This window comes from Stenotrophomonas maltophilia (assembly GCF_047782825.1).
In the GTDB taxonomy this organism is placed as follows: Bacteria; Pseudomonadota; Gammaproteobacteria; order Xanthomonadales; family Xanthomonadaceae; genus Stenotrophomonas.
Map to the genome: position 1 here is coordinate 3,593,474 of NZ_CP180589.1, position 15,885 is coordinate 3,609,358.

16 protein-coding genes are annotated in these 15,885 nt (G+C 65.2%); 7 read left to right on the top strand and 9 right to left on the bottom strand.

What is annotated here, in order from left to right:
• Window positions 1–60 precede the first annotated feature (60 nt).
• Together ACM2ZB_RS16590 and ACM2ZB_RS16595 are read left to right on the top strand one after the other, a co-directional pair.
• Complete coding sequence (locus tag ACM2ZB_RS16590; RefSeq protein WP_313436982.1) at window positions 61–501, top strand: DUF2231 domain-containing protein; 441 nt, start codon at window positions 61–63, stop codon at window positions 499–501.
• Window positions 494–1,804 (top strand): PQQ-dependent sugar dehydrogenase, encoded by a 1,311-nt coding sequence (locus ACM2ZB_RS16595; protein WP_416056264.1) that lies wholly within the window; start codon window positions 494–496, stop codon window positions 1,802–1,804. Before ACM2ZB_RS16590 ends, ACM2ZB_RS16595 begins: the two co-directional genes overlap by 8 nt.
• Before the next feature lie 259 nt (window positions 1,805–2,063).
• Here ACM2ZB_RS16595 and ACM2ZB_RS16600 read toward each other — a convergent pair whose 3' ends face one another.
• Complete coding sequence (locus tag ACM2ZB_RS16600) at window positions 2,064–2,726, bottom strand: exopolysaccharide biosynthesis protein (RefSeq protein WP_416056265.1); 663 nt, start codon at window positions 2,724–2,726, stop codon at window positions 2,064–2,066.
• 168 nt (window positions 2,727–2,894) lie between these two features.
• Here ACM2ZB_RS16600 and yidA point away from each other — a divergent pair, with 168 nt between their 5' ends.
• Window positions 2,895–3,728 carry a sugar-phosphatase gene (yidA, locus tag ACM2ZB_RS16605; RefSeq protein ID WP_416056266.1) on the top strand — a complete coding sequence of 278 codons (834 nt, stop codon included), beginning with the start codon at window positions 2,895–2,897 and terminating at the stop codon, window positions 3,726–3,728.
• A 53-nt stretch (window positions 3,729–3,781) separates the two neighbouring features.
• On the opposite strand, the gene ACM2ZB_RS16610 is transcribed toward yidA, so the two are convergent.
• The gene (locus ACM2ZB_RS16610; RefSeq protein WP_416056267.1) at window positions 3,782–4,213 is read right to left on the bottom strand and encodes a hypothetical protein; all 432 of its coding nucleotides are present in this window, start codon (window positions 4,211–4,213) and stop codon (window positions 3,782–3,784) included.
• A 304-nt stretch (window positions 4,214–4,517) separates the two neighbouring features.
• Window positions 4,518–5,009 (bottom strand): hypothetical protein, encoded by a 492-nt coding sequence (locus tag ACM2ZB_RS16615; RefSeq protein ID WP_416056268.1) that lies wholly within the window; start codon window positions 5,007–5,009, stop codon window positions 4,518–4,520.
• 342 nt (window positions 5,010–5,351) lie between these two features.
• On the opposite strand from ACM2ZB_RS16615, the gene ACM2ZB_RS16620 reads away from it, so the two are divergent.
• From ACM2ZB_RS16620 to ACM2ZB_RS16630, 3 genes are all read left to right on the top strand, one after another.
• Window positions 5,352–7,670: a TonB-dependent receptor gene (locus ACM2ZB_RS16620; RefSeq protein WP_416056269.1), complete on the top strand. Its 2,319-nt coding sequence runs from the start codon at window positions 5,352–5,354 to the stop codon at window positions 7,668–7,670.
• A gap of 551 nt (window positions 7,671–8,221) precedes the next feature.
• Entirely contained in the window at window positions 8,222–8,626 is a 405-nt protein-coding gene (locus tag ACM2ZB_RS16625; protein ID WP_416056270.1) for a hypothetical protein, read from the top strand.
• Between the two features lie 58 nt (window positions 8,627–8,684).
• The gene (locus ACM2ZB_RS16630) at window positions 8,685–9,956 is read left to right on the top strand and encodes a serine hydrolase domain-containing protein (RefSeq protein ID WP_416056271.1); all 1,272 of its coding nucleotides are present in this window, start codon (window positions 8,685–8,687) and stop codon (window positions 9,954–9,956) included.
• Between the two features lie 43 nt (window positions 9,957–9,999).
• Here ACM2ZB_RS16630 and ACM2ZB_RS16635 read toward each other — a convergent pair whose 3' ends face one another.
• The 5 genes from ACM2ZB_RS16635 to ACM2ZB_RS16655 form a co-directional block, all read right to left on the bottom strand.
• Window positions 10,000–11,766, bottom strand: a complete 1,767-nt coding sequence (locus tag ACM2ZB_RS16635) for a phosphoethanolamine transferase (RefSeq protein WP_416056272.1) — start codon at window positions 11,764–11,766, stop codon at window positions 10,000–10,002.
• A 101-nt stretch (window positions 11,767–11,867) separates the two neighbouring features.
• Window positions 11,868–12,269, bottom strand: a complete 402-nt coding sequence (locus ACM2ZB_RS16640; RefSeq protein ID WP_416056273.1) for a diacylglycerol kinase — start codon at window positions 12,267–12,269, stop codon at window positions 11,868–11,870.
• Between the two features lie 60 nt (window positions 12,270–12,329).
• The gene (locus ACM2ZB_RS16645) at window positions 12,330–13,583 is read right to left on the bottom strand and encodes a sensor histidine kinase (RefSeq protein ID WP_416056274.1); all 1,254 of its coding nucleotides are present in this window, start codon (window positions 13,581–13,583) and stop codon (window positions 12,330–12,332) included.
• A 9-nt stretch (window positions 13,584–13,592) separates the two neighbouring features.
• Window positions 13,593–14,288: a response regulator transcription factor gene (locus ACM2ZB_RS16650; protein WP_416056275.1), complete on the bottom strand. Its 696-nt coding sequence runs from the start codon at window positions 14,286–14,288 to the stop codon at window positions 13,593–13,595.
• 122 nt (window positions 14,289–14,410) lie between these two features.
• Window positions 14,411–14,854, bottom strand: a complete 444-nt coding sequence (locus tag ACM2ZB_RS16655; RefSeq protein WP_416056276.1) for a hypothetical protein — start codon at window positions 14,852–14,854, stop codon at window positions 14,411–14,413.
• A 137-nt stretch (window positions 14,855–14,991) separates the two neighbouring features.
• Here ACM2ZB_RS16655 and ACM2ZB_RS16660 point away from each other — a divergent pair, with 137 nt between their 5' ends.
• Window positions 14,992–15,288, top strand: coding sequence for a hypothetical protein (locus ACM2ZB_RS16660; RefSeq protein WP_416056277.1), 297 nt, complete (start codon window positions 14,992–14,994; stop codon window positions 15,286–15,288).
• A 57-nt stretch (window positions 15,289–15,345) separates the two neighbouring features.
• Here ACM2ZB_RS16660 and ACM2ZB_RS16665 read toward each other — a convergent pair whose 3' ends face one another.
• Complete coding sequence (locus ACM2ZB_RS16665; protein WP_416056278.1) at window positions 15,346–15,840, bottom strand: cold-shock protein; 495 nt, start codon at window positions 15,838–15,840, stop codon at window positions 15,346–15,348.
• Window positions 15,841–15,885: the final 45 nt, after the last annotated feature.

Genomic DNA, 15,885 nt, shown 5'->3' on the forward strand with positions numbered 1-15,885 from the left:
GACGTCCCGGCCGGCTGTGCTACTACGGCCGTGTACCCCCTTCCTCTTCGGAGCACGACCATGGTCAACCCCGTCGCCCAGGCCCATCGCGGCCCGGGCACCACGCTTTTCAGCCTGTTGAACCCGATACCCTTCGGCTTCTTCGTGGCCGCCCTCATCTTCGACATCCTCTACCTCAACACCGCCGAGGTGATGTGGGGCAAGTCCGCCGCCTGGCTGATCACCTTCGGTCTGCTGATCGCCATCATCCCGCGGCTGATCAACCTGTTCGCGGTCTGGCGCCGCAACGGCACCGCCACCGGCGTGGACCGCGTGGATTTCCTGCTGAACCTGGTGGCCGTGGTGCTGGCCATCTGGAACGCCTTCGTGCACAGCCGCGATGCCTACGCGGTGGCCGTACCGGGCACCATCCTGTCCGCACTGACCGTGGCCCTGATCGCGATCGGTTTCATCCTGTTGTCGCTGCAGACGCCGGTGCTGCACGGAGGTCGTCATGGCTGATCGCATCCTGCCCGTGCTGGGCGCCCTGTCCCTGGCCGTCATGCTGTCCGCCTGCGCGGGCAAGGCCGAATACCGCCCGGCCGACCAGTCCGGCGCGCAGCCGCCGCTGCCCAAGCCGGCCAACTTCCTCATGCCGCCCATGCAGGTGCCCAAGGGCGTGGGCTGGGCCGATGGCCAGGCCCCGGCCGTGGCCGAGGGCCTGAAGATCGAACGCATCGCCGCCAACCTGCAGCACCCGCGCCGCCTGCTCACCCTGCCCAACGGCGATGTGCTGGTGGTGGAGGGCAACGGCCCCGGCGAAGAGCCGGTCACCACCCCCAAGCAGTGGATTGCCGGCAAGGTGAAGGCGCGCTCGGGCAAGGCCGGCAAGGGCGGCAACCGGGTAACCCTGCTGCGCCGCACGCCGGGCACCGATACCTGGACCCAGCACGTCTACATCGAAGGCCTGCATTCGCCATTCGGCATCCAGCTCATTGGTGACACGCTGTACGTGGCCAACACCGGCAACATCATGCAGTACCACTACGTGCCCGGCGAAATCCGCATGACCGACAAGGGCCGCGAGTTCACCGACCTGCCCAGCACCATCAACCACCACTGGACCAAGGAACTGCTGGCCAGCCCTGATGGCAGCAAGCTGTACGTGGGCGTGGGCTCCAACAGCAACATCACCGAAAACGGCCTTGCCGTGGAATACCGCCGCGCGGTGGTGCTGGAAGTAGACGTGGCCACCCGTGGCAGCCGCATCTTCGCCTCCGGCATCCGCAACCCCACCGGCCTGGACTGGGAGCCGAGCACCGGCAAGCTGTGGGCGGTGGCCAACGAGCGCGATGAGATCGGTGCCGACCTGGTGCCCGATTACCTGACCTCGGTGAAGGAAGACGGCTTCTACGGCTGGCCCTACAGCTACTACGGCCAGCACGTGGACGAGCGCGTGCAGCCGCAGCGGCCGGACCTGGTGGCCAAGGCCATCACGCCCGACTACGCCATCGGCTCGCACGTGGCGCCGCTGGGCCTGATGTTCTACACCGGCCAGTCGCTGCCGGCGAAGTACCACGGTGGTGCGTTCATCGGCGAACACGGCAGCTGGGACCGTTCACCGCTGAGTGGCTACGAAGTGGTGTACGTGCAGTTCAAGGACGGCAAGCCCACCGGCCGCCCGGAACCGGTGGTGACAGGGTTTACCTCGAAGGATGAGAAGACGCTGATGGGCGCGCCGGTCGGCATGGCCATGGACGCCGAAGGCGCGCTGCTGGTGGCAGACGACGTAGGCGATGTCGTGTGGCGGGTGTCGGCGAAGTAAGGACCGATTGTAGAGCCGAGCCCATGCTCGGCTGCTTTGGCTTCCGCTTTTGTAGAGTCGAGCCATGCTCGACTGCTGTTGGTGGGAGCAGTCGAGCATGGCTCGACTCTACAAAAAGCGAGGAGCAGCCGAGCATAGGCTCGGCTCTACAGAATGCGAGAAGCAGCCGAGCATGGGCTCGGCTCTACAAAAAGCGAGAAGCAGTCGAGCATGGGCTCGACTCTACAGAAAGCGGGAAGCAGCCGAGCACGGCTCGGCTCTACACAGACGCGCTTCCACCACGCAGGCCGCTGAACACCGATTCGGCGGCGAAACCCACGCCCCCCAGCAGTACGCCGAAGTACACCAGGGTGGCCACCACGAACGCATAACCGGCCGCCACCGCGGCGCCATCGCGCTGGATGAAACCGATGGCGAACGACATCAGCGCCAGCGCGGGCAGGGTGTTGCTGAAAGGAATCGGCCCGGCCGGTGCCATCAGCAGCAGCGTGGCCAGCACCAGCGCCAGGTTGTTCACCCGCATCATCTTCTTCGAACGCACCATCACCGCCAGCCGCATCGGCTGGGACAGGCGCTCCATGCGGTGCACCCACTTCAGTGCCCGGCCCAGGTTGGCCTTCAGCTTTTCGGTGGCCACTTCGCGGTCGGCCAGGCGGCGCGGTACCCACAGCGGCCGGTTGCGCACGCGGCTCAGCCCGATCAGCAGGATGGATGCACCAAACACCGTGCTCAGCCCGGGTATGGAGACCGGAATCAGGAAGATGGCCGACAGCAGGATCACGATCAGCATCAGCCCCTCGTCGCCCAGCGCCTGCAGCAGCGTGCCCACGCGTATCTGCTCGCCGGGCAGGCCGTGGATCAGGTCTTCGATCTGCTCGGCCAGCGGCGCGGTATCGGTGGCGTCGGGGGCGCGGTAGGTCATGCGTCTGGATCTCCAGGGTAGGGCGGTCATGGGGGGCCGTCCTGCGGTGGGGGGCGCACAGGCTCCCGCAGTATCCCCGCAGCGGCGCCACGCGGTATGAACCGCGCATGAGGCGGGCCGGTGCGCGACTGGCCTAAAATGGTCGGCCCGCATGAAGGTAGTACGCTGATGGACATGGGTCGCAGGCAATCGACCATCGAACTGGTCGCCATCGATATGGATGGCACCCTGCTGGACCCGGCCCACCGGCTTACCCAGCGGGCCAAGGCGGCCATCGCCCAGGCCCGCGCGCTGGGCGTGCACATCGTGCTGACCAGCGGCCGCCCGGTGTCCGGCCTGGCCCCGTTCCTGGCCGAACTGGGCATCGGGGGCAACGATGACTACTGCATCGCCTGCAACGGCGGCCTGGTGCGGCGCATCGGCACGGGCGAAAACGTGGCCGAATTCCCGCTCAGCTTCGACGATTTCCTGTACTGCGAACAGGTCGCGCGCGATATCGGCGTGCACTTCCAGGCCCTCGATGGCCAGCGCCTGTACACGCCCAACCAGGACATCAGCCGCTACACCGTCATCGACTCGCACCTTTCGCACGTGCCGCTGTCGTACCGCCGCGTGGAAGACATGGACCGCTCGATGTCCTTCATCAAGCTGATGATGATCGACGAACCCGAGGTGCTGGACGCCGCCATCGCGCACCTGCCGGCCGAACTGACCGAACGCTTCGCCGTGCTGAAAAGTGCGCCGTTCTTCCTGGAAGTGTTCGACCGCCGTGCGGGCAAGGGGCCCAGCCTGCAGAAGCTGGCCGAACACCTGGGCATCGACCGCGCCAACGTGATGGCCATTGGTGACCAGGAAAACGACCTGACCATGCTGCAGTTCGCGGGCACCAGCGTGGCCATGGGCAACGCCATCGACGCAGTGAAGGCGGCGGCGCGCTTTGAAACCACGACCAATGCCGAGGAAGGCGTGGCGCGGGCGATCGAGCAGTTCGTGCTGCAGTAGGCCGCCACCATCAGGAACGCCGCCGCGCAGGGCGGCGGCGTTCTACGAACGGTTTACTGGCAGATGTACTCGCGCCCGGAATCCACGGCTTCCATATCGAGCTCGTGGTTCTGGATCTCGATGGTTTCCAGACGGGTCGAAACGACCACCGCGCGGGCACCCACGCTGCAGGTGGCCGGCAAGCCACCTTCGGCTGCGTGGCCGTTGATCGCATACGCCAGGCCGTAGCAGGCCGAGCCGAGCTTCTGCGAATCGAAATGGCAGGCGTTCATCTGCCCATAGGCCAATGACCTGGCGGCGTTGTAGTTCGTGGTCCAGCCACTGAACGCATCGTTGGGGCAGGTGCCCGGGAAATCCTGGATCGGCGCACCGCCGTTCGTGCAGGTGTGTTCCCATGCACTGTTGACGGGGCTTTGCTTGAAGTACGCCGTGCGGCCGCTGTCGACCCATTGCGCGGCGGTGGCGGTTTCGGCGAAGGCAGACATGCCGAGCAGGCACAGTGCAGTTGCGGCGAGCGGTTTCAATCCATTCAACATGACGTTCGTCCTTTGAAGTGTCGAGTTAACGCGTCGGAGCCTTGCATGGCAGCGCGTGCGGAAGGCTTCGCAAATGTCCGCGCGGCCGCCGCAGGCATAATCATCCAGCACCCGGGCAGGCGCAAGGCACGTGGCGCATGGATATTCGAAAGCCGGACGCAGCGCACATACATCAATCTGCAACGTGCAGGTGATACTGCAGGCGGCGCATCTCCATCCAGCACACGCCCACAACGGGCGCGGCGTGCGGTGTTCAGCGGGTCAGCCCCAGCACGCAGTTCGGGGCATCGCGCTGGCTGCGAATGATGATCTGAAGTGCACCCGCGTCCAGCGAATGGAATTGCTCGCGCTTCTGCGCGGCGGTGGTCGGGGCATGGCTGGGTGGGTAGATATACGGTTGCAGCGCGTAGCGCGTCGTCAGCCGCTGCAGCGGAAAGCAAGGCGCTTCTGCAAGCCGGGCGAACAGAACCAGAATGTCATCTTCTTTCCCGCGGCGTACACGGTATTCAACGTTGTCGATGGTGTAGCCATCGGCGGTCCGCATTGGCTGCGATCGGTAGATGCGCAGCCCGGTATCGTGTTCCAGGTAGAACGACCCGACCACGCCCATGTCATACAGCTGGCCCGGGCTGATCGGCCCGGGCGTGGTCACCAGTGCATCGATCAACGCATCCAGGCGTTGCGGTGAACGCGCCTGCACCTCATCCCGCGCCTGCGCAGCGCCCATGCATGCCAGCAGCAGCATCCACGCCAAGGCAGATCTCTTCCATGCGGTGCAGCGGATCATCGGCCCTCCTGCCAACGCGATATCAGGAATCTGAAGATACCCCACCAGACGATACCTGCGTATAGCCGCGCTTTCCCACGGTGCAATGGCGGATGCTGCGGTGCGATGCAACACTTTCGCCCGTCGAAATCAGCCCATCGAACCGTTCGGCAGCGGATCGTCTTCCCCTGCCGTTGACCCGCGCACACCGCGCCGTCGCATCTTCAACGCAATCGCATCGTCAGCCCGCGCATCGCCACCCGGTGCGGCATCGCGCTGGGCGTGCGCCTGCGCCACCTTCCCCCGCACCTGGATCTGGCCATGAACCCCCCACCCACGACCCTGCTTGCCCTGGCGATCGGCACCGCCACCGCCGCCCCTGCCTACGCCGCTGAAGCTGTCGACAGCGCCCACGACAGCCCCACCACCCTCAACGCCCTGCAGGTGATCGCCACGCGGCACAGCGCCGCCACCGCGCCCACCCAGGTGGTGGGCCCCAACCGTTACGTCATCAACGCCGCCGATCTGGATGGCATGGTGACCGGTAACAACGGCCTGGCCATGCTCAAGCAGGTGCCCGGCGCCAGCTACACCGCCACCGATGGCCTGGGCCTGGATATTTCCGCCACCAGTCTGTTCGTGCGCGGCTTCCGCATGAATGAAATGGGCATCACCTTCGAAGGCGTGCCGTTGAACGACAACGGCTTCCTGTCGCTTACCGGCACCAGCGTGGTGAACGTGGGCGTGCCCGATGGCATCGGCGCGATCACCGTCAGCCCCGGCGGTGCACCGGTCAGCGTGTTTTCCAGCAGCGCCAACGGCGGCAGCCTGGAATACCGCCTGCGCGATCTGCAGGACACGCCCAGCCTGCGGGTGAAGCAGGGCGTGGGCAGCAACCGCACCCTGGTCACCACCGTGTCCGCGCAGAGCGGCCAGCTGGGCGATCACGGCCCCAAGGTGCTGGTGGACCTGCAGCGCGTATCTGCCGATAAATATCAGGGCGAGGGCACCCAGCACTTCCTGCGTGGCGATCTGAAGCTGCAGCAGGATGTAGCCTGGGGCGACTTCACCGTGTTCCTGTCCGACAGCAAGGCGCAAGTCTGGGGTTACAACAACATCTCCTTCGACATGATCCGCAAGCTCGGCTGGAAGGCCGATATCTTCTACCCCGATTACGCCTCGGCCTGGTACGTGGCATCGCCGGAAAACGCCGATAAATCCTGCGGCGCCTACACCTGCGGCGAGCTGTCCGAACTGATTCCCTACGACACCGGCCAGATCACCCGCGACCGCATTGCCTTCATCAACCATCGTTTCCAGATAACGCCCGCGCTCAGTGGCAACGTGCAGCTGTACAACGCCAACAGCCATACCCAGGCCACGCTGACCGACCCCACCGTGCCATCGCCCAATGGCGCCCCGTTTTCCGAACAGGTGCAGACCCCGCGTGTGAACCGCCTGGGCGGCATGGCCAACCTGCAGTTCGAAGCCGGTGCGCATACCGTTACCGCCGGCCTGTGGCAGGAAAAGAGCAAGGCTGCCGCGAAGACCGAGTGGTACCAGCAGCCGTTGCTGGGGCAGGGCGCGCCGCTGAAGGCCACCGGCCCGTTCGATGTGTATGGCCCGGCGTTCCAGACCGACAACGCCTCGCACTGGGTCACCCGCTCGCGCCAGTTCTACCTGCAGGACGACATCGCCCTGAGTGACACCCTGAAGCTGGGCGTCGGCTTCAAGGCCGTGGATTTCCGCACCGAGGGCGGTGGCCTGGGCGATGCCGAAGACCGCCCGGTGTATGGCGCGCTGCGTGCGAAAAGCAACTTCCTGCCGCATGTATCGCTGTTCTGGAGCCCCACCGCCGCCACCGATGCCTTCATCGATCTGGCCAACACCATGAACGGCTACCGCGTGGCCCAGCGCGGCAACATCGGCTACACGGCCTCGGCCTGGACCATTACCGACCAGGACGAGTTCGACCGTATTGCCGGCAGCCTGCGGCCAGAGAAGAACTGGAACCTGACCGTGGGCGCCAGCCACCGCTTCGAGCGGCTGACCATCACCGGCGATGTGTTCTACAACGATATCCGCAACCGTCTGCTGTCGGCCGCCATCGGCACCCAGTTCGCGCAGATCAACACCGTGCGGCTCATGCCGAAGATGCACGTGATTGGCGCCGACCTTGGCATAACCGCCGATATCACCGACCACCTGCAGTTCTACCAAGGCGTGGCCGTGGCCCGTTCGTACTACGACAGCGATTTCGTGGTGGGCGATACCGTGTACCCCATCAAGGGCAACGCCCAGCCCGGCTACCCGCAGGTATCGCTGGTGAGCGACCTGTCCGCGCACTTTGGGGATTGGCGCTTTGGCGCCACCAGCACCTCGTACCTGCGCCAGCCGTTTACCTATGAAAACGACATCCGCGTGCCCACGTTCTGGCAGGTGAATACCTATGCCGCCTACCGGCTGGGGGAAGGCAGCGTACTGCCCGGGCTGGAACTGCGGCTGGATGTCAGCAACCTGTTCAACCGGAAGAACATAGGCACCGCCACGATTGCCGGTTCCTCGTTTTCGGGCGATTACCAGACCCTGCAGCGCAGCGCCCCCCGGCAGGTGATGTTCAGTACCTCGATGCAGTTCTAAGGCGGGCAGGGCGGGAACCCGGATGGGGTCGGATCCCTCCGCGAACGCGGAGGGCTCTGACCCCACACCGCACGCATCACCCGGGGTCGGATCCCTCCGTGAATGCGAATGGCTATGACCCCAGTAGAGCCACGCCATGCGTGGATGCTCTTCGCAACCGGGGTCAGAGCCCTTTGCTTCGCAAAGGGATCCGACCCCTCTCCATGCGCATCACCCGGGGTCGGATCCCTCCGCGAACGCGGAGGGCTCTGACCCCAGTAGAGCCACGCCATGCGTGGATGCTCTTCGCAACCGGGGTCAGAGCCCTTTGCTTCGCAAAGGGATCCGACCCCTCTCCATGCGCATCACCCGGGGTCGGATCCCGCCGCGAACGCGGAGGGCTCTGACCCCAGTAGAGCCACGCCATGCGTGGATGCTCTCCGCAACCGGGGTCAGAGCCCTTTGCTTCGCAAAGGGATCCGCCCCCTCACCCTGCGCCCGCCATCCAGGCCCGGCGGCCGCAGCTTGCACAGCCCGCACTGATTTTCCGGCACCAACGCAAGGTTCCCACAATGTTGCTGGTGCATGCTGTACCCATGGCACAGCAGACGTCCCTGGCTTCCCCGTTCCCTCCGCTTCGCCGCCGTGCGAACGGACGCGCGCGTCCGGTGCCCTATGCGGCCCCCCAGGTGGATCTGCAGACCGAATACCAGTTCTGGCAGGCCTACGAACGCCTGGTGCGGCCGCTGCCCGGTGGCGGCCTGCGCCTGGCTTGGCTGGTATTCCAGAACGTCTACCGCGCCCGCGAGCGCTTTCCCAACAGTTCCCACGAAGCGGCGCTGGCGCGCATCCTCTACGGCAGCAACATGACGGCCGAACGCGCCGCCGAACTGCAGGATCTCTATGCCCTTGTCAGCCGGCGCCTGGTAACGGTCGCCGCGCGCAGCCAGTCCGTCATCAGCAAACAAGGCGCCTGAGCCCGCCGGCGCAGGCCATGACTTCAGGCACTGCAGTGTGCCTACACCTGTAGTCATCATGACCCGTCCCCGCATGGAGAGGCTCATGAAGGCGAAATGGACCGTACTTGCCCTGTCGCTGCTGCTGGGCTGCCCGTGGCCGGCCATGGCCACCACCGCAGACGCACTGGCCACCCTGAAGCGCAACGCCGGTGCCGCCCACTCCGATGCGGTCTGGGTGCAGAAGGACGGCGATGTGCTGTTGCAGGGTGGCAGCATCGGCGCCGGCCAGCCCATACACCTGATGTCGGCAACCAAATCGGTCGTCGCCATTGCCATTGGTATGCTTCTGGATGATGGCCGCCTTGCCTCCCTTGACACGCCGGTCAGCGCGATCTACCCCGAATGGCGACAGGGAAAGAAGCGTGACATCACGGTCCGCATGTTGCTGGACCACACTTCGGGCCTGCAGAACGTGGCCAATGCGGGCATGGAACTGGAAGGGGCGCCGGATCTGGTCAAGCTGGCACTTGCCGCAGAACTGGTAGCCGACCCCGGAACAACCTTCTCCTACAACAACAAGGCGACCAACCTGCTGTCCGGCATCGTCCAGCGCCTTTCTGGCATGCCCGTGGATGAGTACCTGGATGCACGCCTGTTCAAGCCGTTGGGCATCACCACCCACGCATGGATGAAAGACGAGCGTGGAACCCCCATGGCCATGGCAGGGCTCTCACTGGCTGCCAGGGATCTGGCCGCCATCGGCCAGTTCATGCTCGATGGTGGCCTCGCGCCAGGTGGGCAGCGGCTGATGAGCGAACGCTCCGTGGCCCTGCTTACCGCAGAAAGCGCGCGATCGCCGGAGGTAGGCCTGCTGTGGTGGCGCATACCGCAATGGGAACGCTACCGTCTGGCGGACCAGGCGGAGGCGCGCATGGCAGAACGCGGTGTCCAGGCCCATGTCAGCCAAGCGCTGCTGGCCGCCGGCGGGCGCAGCTTTGGCAGCAAGACCGATCTACTGGCGTTTCTGGCCGAACAGTTGGGGCCGAACTGGCCACAGCAGTATGGTGAGCAGATCACCGGCCGCGGCCTGAAACTGAGCGACCTGTTCGATGTGCAGCGCGGGCCGACCGCGGCATACGCCGCCAACGGCTATCTGGGCCAGCACCTGGTCATCGTGCCGGAGCAGCGGCTGGTCGCCGTCAGGCTCATCCAGCGCCGCGACACCCACGCCTCGCCCCAGGATGACTACGCCTTGTTCCCTGCGGATGTCCTGCGCCTGGCCGGAACCTTCGAAACATCGCCAACAGCAGCGACGGTTGGCACACCGGCAGGCGCACACGCACACTGACCGTGCGTGCCCCGGCGGTGGGGCACGCACCTGCCCGGTGTCCTCAGCGCTTCACCACGGCGCCCATGCACTGCGTAACGCGCTTGTTCGCCCTCTGCACCAGACTGAAGCGGGCAGACCTGCGCAGGCAGCGGCCAGGGCCGGGCTCGGCTCTGCTTGATGGCTTGCCCCCGGCAAGGGACGCCGTTGGGGCCGAATCCACCGTAGGCCGCGCACGGCAGCCGGCAAAGACATCCAGCCCGCGCTGGTACTCCGCCGTGCGTACCTGGAACAGGCCCAGCAGCGAATGGAACACGTTGTCATGGCTGAAGGCTTCGGCGGCGGCATCCCGGCGCAGGCACGACAGATCCAGCCCGGCATGGCGGACAAACTCCGGTGAGAACCACATGACCATCGGCACCTGGGTCTGTTCGCGCGGCGCGATCAGGTAGGGCGTGCCGTGCAGGTAGAGGCCGCGTTCACCCAGGGATTCGCCATGGTCGGACACGTAGATCAGCGCTACATCGCGCTCGGCTGCATAGGTTTCCAACAGATCGATGGCCTTGCCCAGCATGCGGTCTGTATACACCAGGGTGTTGTCATAGGTGTTGACCAGCGCCTCGTTGCTGCACTTCTGTATCTGGTTGCTGTCGCAGGTCGGGCTGAACGCCCGCGCATCGGCCGGGTAGCGCTGGAAATACGTCGGCCCATGGCTGCCCAGCGGGTGCAGCACGATAAGGCTGTCGCCACGTGCCGCCTCGATGCGCGCCGACAACTGGTGTAGCAGAATCTCATCCAGGCAGGTTCCATCGTCGTTGACGCACAGCCCGTCCACCTTCATTGCTGCCATTTCATCGGTCGGCACGCGTGCGCACACACCCTTGCAGCCGCCGTTGTTGTTGTCACGCCAGGCCACGGCAACTCCGGTCTTCTTCAACACGTCCAGCACGTTCTCCTGCGATGCCGCCCGTTCGGTGTCGAACTGTGCGCGGGCCAGGGAAGAGAACATGCAGGGCAGCGAGATTGCGGTGGCAGTGCCGCAGGACGACACCTTCTGGAAGCTGACAACGTTGCTTCTGGACGCCAGCACCGGGTTGGTCGCCCGCGGGTAGCCATTGAGCTGGAAGTTCTGTGACCGCGCGGTTTCGCCGGCAACGAAGATCACCAGCCTGGGGCGCGTACCGGGCGCACGCACCGCATCGTCTGCCAACGTGCGCAGCGGCTGGGCGCGGGCACGGTGGCTGCTACCCAGATAGCCATAGGTATGCCGCACGATGTTCAACGGCAGCACCTCCTCGCGCAGGTAGCGGTTGTTGCGCAGCAGCGATGAGTAATCCTTGTAGAACACCAGGGCGACCGTCAGCAGTACCATCATCGTTGCCAGCGCGTTGGCCAGCCACACCAGTGAAGAGCGCAAGGGCCGGCCGCGTTGGCCCGTCCGCATGACCAGCACAATGCAGGAAGGCAGAACGCCCAGCAGGAACACGGTCAGCAGCAAGGGCAGTGAGAAGTAAGAGACCATCTCGGCCTGGTTGGTTTCGAAGACGTTCTGCACCATGCTTCTGTCAATCAGTACGTTGTAATGCAGCATGAAGTAGCTGGCGGCGCTGCTGGCCATCAACAGCAGCACCAGCAGCGGCTTGCGCAGTAAAGGCAGCATGCCGATGGGCGTCAGCAACAGATTGAACAGGCAGAACAGCAGCAGCGGCAGCGAGCCCACGAACAGCAGGCTGCGAAGGCCATGCACCTCCACGATGGACCACAGGCTCTTCCACAGGGCCATGTTGCCCGCGGTTGCAAAAAAGGCGGCCGACAGCCAGACCAAGATCACCGGATGTGGCCGGGGCCACCTGATGCAGAAGCGCACGTGCGTTTTCCCGCGTTGCCAGAGAGGCGCGCAGTGTCGGCATCTATCTATCAGGAAGTTGTCAGCTACCTGCCCGGGCCAAGCAGAATCACCGCCCACACCACGGCCACCATCAGCAACGCCACCGTCTGCGCCGCGCTGCCCATATCCTTCGCGTTCCTGGAAAGCGGATGGTGTTCCAGCGAAATACGATCAACCACTGCTTCAATGGCCGAGTTCAGCAGCTCAACCACCAGGCTGAACATGCAGACCGCCAGCATCAGCGCGCGTTCCACCGGGCTGACGTCCAGCAGGAATGTGCCTGCCATCAGCAGGCCGTGCAGTACCAGCAGCTGGCGGAATGCCGCTTCGCCCTTGAAGGTGGCGACCAGGCCATCGCGGGAATGGACGAAGGTATGCAGCACGCGGCCGATGCCGGTCCTGCCGTGGCGATACTTGCCGTTGCCTGGGGGCGCCTGGTTCTGCATCCGTGCACTGCCATTGTCTGGAAGGGCGGCCAGAATGCGCGCGGCGTTGTCAGTAATCTGTCAGCCGTGCAGCGGCGCGTTCATGCGCAGCAGGAACCGGCAGCCTTGGTCCGACGTCGCCACGGTCATCTGCCAGCCCAGGTGTTCCACCACGCGCTGCACGATGGACAAGCCCAGGCCCTCGCCATCCTGGCGTGCACTGGGCAGGAAACGGCTGAACTGCAGCGGGTCGATACTGGAAGGCAGCCCGGGGCCGGTATCGGCGATGGCCAGCTCGCCCTCCCGCAGGGTCACGCGCACCTCGCCCTGGTCGGTGTACTGGCAGGCATTGCGCAGCAGGTTCCAGACCACGCAGCGGACCAGCTCGGCATGGCTGACTGCAGTCACCTCCCCGGGTGCATCCAGGTGCAGCATCACCGGTTTGCCGGCAAGCCAGGGCCCGCACCGCGCAATGCAATCTTCGGTAATGGCGCGCAGCGGCACCGGGCCCATGGAAAGGCTGGCCGGCGATCGGGACAGCAGCAGCAGGCACGCCAGTTGGCGTTCCATTTCCTGTGTGGTGCGAAGGATACGGTCGGCGCTGGGCAGCAAGTGGCTGCCGGCGGGTAGCTGGTGCAGCAGCGTCTCTGCGGCACCGGCAATGATTGCCAGCGGCGTGCGCAGTTCATGGCTGGCATCGCCGGCAAAGCACTGTTCGCGGTGCAGGAACTGCTCCAGTTCATCACTGTGCTGCGCAAAGGCACGCGCCAGCACGCCTATTTCATCGCGCGCCTGCTGGTAGGGGAAAGGCTTGGCCGCGTTCTGTACCGCATCGGACAACCGGGTGATTGGCGCGATAACGTGCGCCGAAGTCAGCCGCCCGATCCAGAACGCGCACAGCACGCAGGTCAGGATCACCAGCGCCGCAAACACGTTTATCAACAGATCCAGGTAGGCGAAGTACTCACCCTCCTGCAGCAGGTAGTAGCGCTTGCCCTGCGCATCGAACACCCGCAGATGCCATTCGTTGGGCGCCGGCTCGCCGTGGTAGCCGCGGCCGTACTGGCGGAGCACGGCAGGTACATCGTGTTCGCCATAGAGGTGGCTGCCCGGTGGCAGTGCGGGCAGCTGGCCATCGCGCAAGGCCTCCTGCAGCCTGCTGACCTCCTGATCCTGCTCAGCGGAAATGACCGAGGCCCGTACCTGGTCGTAGTCCACCAGTTCCACCAGCGCAATGAAGCCCATCGCCCCGGCCATCAGCAGGACAAAGGACACGGTGATGCGCGTCCGCAGCGACAAACGCTGGTAGATCGATCTGAGCGCGTGCAGACCCATGTGCAGGCGCTACCGTGCCTGCACGGCGTCTGGACTGGAAAGCCGCCAGCCCACACTGTGCACGGTGGTGATGAGCGGATAGTCGAAGCGACGGTCCACCTGCAGGCGAAGCTCGTGAATGTGGGTGCGCAGCGCGCCGCTGTCCGGTGGCGCATCGCCCCAGACCAGGTATTCCATTTCCTGCTTGCGCACCACGGCCGGGGCCGCGCGCACCAGCGATACCAGCAGCTTGTGCGCGGTGGGTGTGAGGCTTATGGCCTCGCCCTTCCGCCAAGCCTGTGGCGACCGCGTATCCACCTTCAGTTCCTGCCAGGTGATGACGGTCTCTACCTGGCGGCCCTGCGCACGGCGCACCAGTGCCTTGATACGGGCATCCAGCTCAACCAGTGAAAACGGCTTGACCAGATAATCATCGGCGCCGTTGGCCAGCCCTTGCACACGGTCCTCCACCTGGTCGCGTGCGGTCAGCATCAGAATAGGCACCGGGTTCTGGAATTCCTGCCGCAGCTTCTGGCACAGCGCCATGCCATCCAGCCGCGGCAGCATCAGGTCCAGCAGAATCGCGTCGTAGTCGTTCTCTGCAGCACGGCGCAGCCCGGTGGCTCCGTTGCGTGCATCATCCAGCACATACCCCAGCGGCTCGAAGAACGCATAGAGATTTGCCACCAGATCAGGGTTGTCTTCAATGATGAGCAGGCGTGTCATGGCATGCACGGGGAATCACGAAGCCCGAACTGTGGCCGATCACCCGCCATTTGCCAAGGCGGTGGGGCATCGCCAGCAGGGCTTGGCCCCAACACGCACTTCGCAGCCGCCGTCGCCGCCAGTCACTGAACCTCGCGGGCCGTGCCGCGGTCCAGCGCCCGCTCATAATCCGCGGCAATGGCCGTGGGCAGCATCATGTGCCCCGCCAGCGAGCGCCAGAACAGCGACTCGTCGTAGGCCTCGAAATCCGTGCGCACAATGATGGGCGAGGGCAGGCCATGCTGCCGCAACCCCTGGCGGATGCGCGACACTTCCTGCGTGCAGCCCGTACCGAACAGCACCAGCTGCGCCTGCGCATCGCGCAGCACGAAGGTCTGCTCCAGGCGCTGGGCCAGCCCCTGCAGCAGGAAGGTGCCGACCAGATCGTAGGTGCGCCATTCCAGCACCGACAGGCCGCCCTCCACGCTGTAGACCGATTCGGTCCGTATCAGCCCGCGCCGTCCAATGGTGCGGGCAATCCTTTGCCGGACAGCATCCTGCCCGCCCATGATGAGCATCCTGAGCAAACCGCAATTCCTTCTGGGGGATCCAGAAGAAATGGTCGGGCGCGCACGGCGCGGGTGAAATCAGACAGTTCCGAAACATCTGCACATCTGCACATCTGCGCTACCCTCGCCGGGTATCGACCACCTACGGAGTTCGGATGGACCTGCCCTCTGGCCGTTATCGCATCCTGGCCTACCGCGATTTCCACGATGTGCCCCGGTTGATGCACGTGGCCGACGGCGCAGCGCGGCACTGGATTCTCGATTGCCCCTTTGATGATGCGCGCGACGCGTACCCAGAGGCGTACCGCGTCTACCCCGTGTACGCAGACGCCGAAGGCACCGTGCACGCCCTGGAACAGCACACGCTGGAACGGCTGCCCGCGAGCGGCAGCCTGCCCGTGGACAGGCTGCTGTTCGACCCAACACGCCGCGCGTGGTTCGACCTGCCCTGACCAACCGTAGCGCCGGGCCAGCTCGACGGCGCCGCTGCGACGCCTACCCTGTTCACCTCACCCCTGGCCATGCCGCCGCGCGCCCGCCAGGCAGCGCTGCTCATCCGGTACCGACCCGGTAGACGCGTGCAGCCGTACTTCAAGCCACGTAGGCTCACTGCGCGACACCAGCATCCAGGGCGCCGCGCGGCCGTAATCCAGCCGCTGCTGCAGGCCCAAACGCAGGTGCCGGATACCCGGCGCCCGCCACAGCGCATCGGCAGGCATGCGAATGACCAAACGCGTGGGGCCGCTTTCCACATGCATTACCCGAACGCCCTTGCAGAGCACCTCGAACGCCGGGCCTTCGCCATGCCACTGGTGCAGTGCCAACCCCTGGCTGGCATTGGCAGCCACATAGCCCTGCGCATCGCCCAGCAGCCGCTGGTAGCCCTCGCCGGGCAGTGCCTCGTAAGCCCATACGCGGTCGCTGGCGGTGTTGGGCCAGCACAGCCACACCACCCCGGCCAACATGGCGCACAACGCCACACTGGCGGCAATACGTTTCTTCATTGCCTCACCCCCGTACACCGGAACACAACAGACCCACAGGCGTAG

Excerpts from the sequence above, each read along its gene's own strand:
- ACM2ZB_RS16590 (WP_313436982.1), top strand. The coding sequence starts at position 61 with ATGGTCAACCCCGTCGCCCAGGCCCATCGCGGCCCGGGCACCACGCTT.
- ACM2ZB_RS16595 (WP_416056264.1), top strand. The coding sequence starts at position 494 with ATGGCTGATCGCATCCTGCCCGTGCTGGGCGCCCTGTCCCTGGCCGTC.
- ACM2ZB_RS16600 (WP_416056265.1), bottom strand. The coding sequence starts at position 2,726 with ATGACCTACCGCGCCCCCGACGCCACCGATACCGCGCCGCTGGCCGAG.
- yidA (WP_416056266.1), top strand. The coding sequence starts at position 2,895 with ATGGACATGGGTCGCAGGCAATCGACCATCGAACTGGTCGCCATCGAT.
- ACM2ZB_RS16610 (WP_416056267.1), bottom strand. The coding sequence starts at position 4,213 with ATGTCTGCCTTCGCCGAAACCGCCACCGCCGCGCAATGGGTCGACAGC.
- ACM2ZB_RS16615 (WP_416056268.1), bottom strand. The coding sequence starts at position 5,009 with ATGCTGCTGCTGGCATGCATGGGCGCTGCGCAGGCGCGGGATGAGGTG.
- ACM2ZB_RS16620 (WP_416056269.1), top strand. The coding sequence starts at position 5,352 with ATGAACCCCCCACCCACGACCCTGCTTGCCCTGGCGATCGGCACCGCC.
- ACM2ZB_RS16625 (WP_416056270.1), top strand. The coding sequence starts at position 8,222 with ATGTTGCTGGTGCATGCTGTACCCATGGCACAGCAGACGTCCCTGGCT.
- ACM2ZB_RS16630 (WP_416056271.1), top strand. The coding sequence starts at position 8,685 with ATGACCCGTCCCCGCATGGAGAGGCTCATGAAGGCGAAATGGACCGTA.
- ACM2ZB_RS16640 (WP_416056273.1), bottom strand. The coding sequence starts at position 12,269 with ATGCAGAACCAGGCGCCCCCAGGCAACGGCAAGTATCGCCACGGCAGG.
- ACM2ZB_RS16645 (WP_416056274.1), bottom strand. The coding sequence starts at position 13,583 with ATGGGTCTGCACGCGCTCAGATCGATCTACCAGCGTTTGTCGCTGCGG.
- ACM2ZB_RS16650 (WP_416056275.1), bottom strand. The coding sequence starts at position 14,288 with ATGACACGCCTGCTCATCATTGAAGACAACCCTGATCTGGTGGCAAAT.
- ACM2ZB_RS16660 (WP_416056277.1), top strand. The coding sequence starts at position 14,992 with ATGGACCTGCCCTCTGGCCGTTATCGCATCCTGGCCTACCGCGATTTC.
- ACM2ZB_RS16665 (WP_416056278.1), bottom strand. The coding sequence starts at position 15,840 with ATGAAGAAACGTATTGCCGCCAGTGTGGCGTTGTGCGCCATGTTGGCC.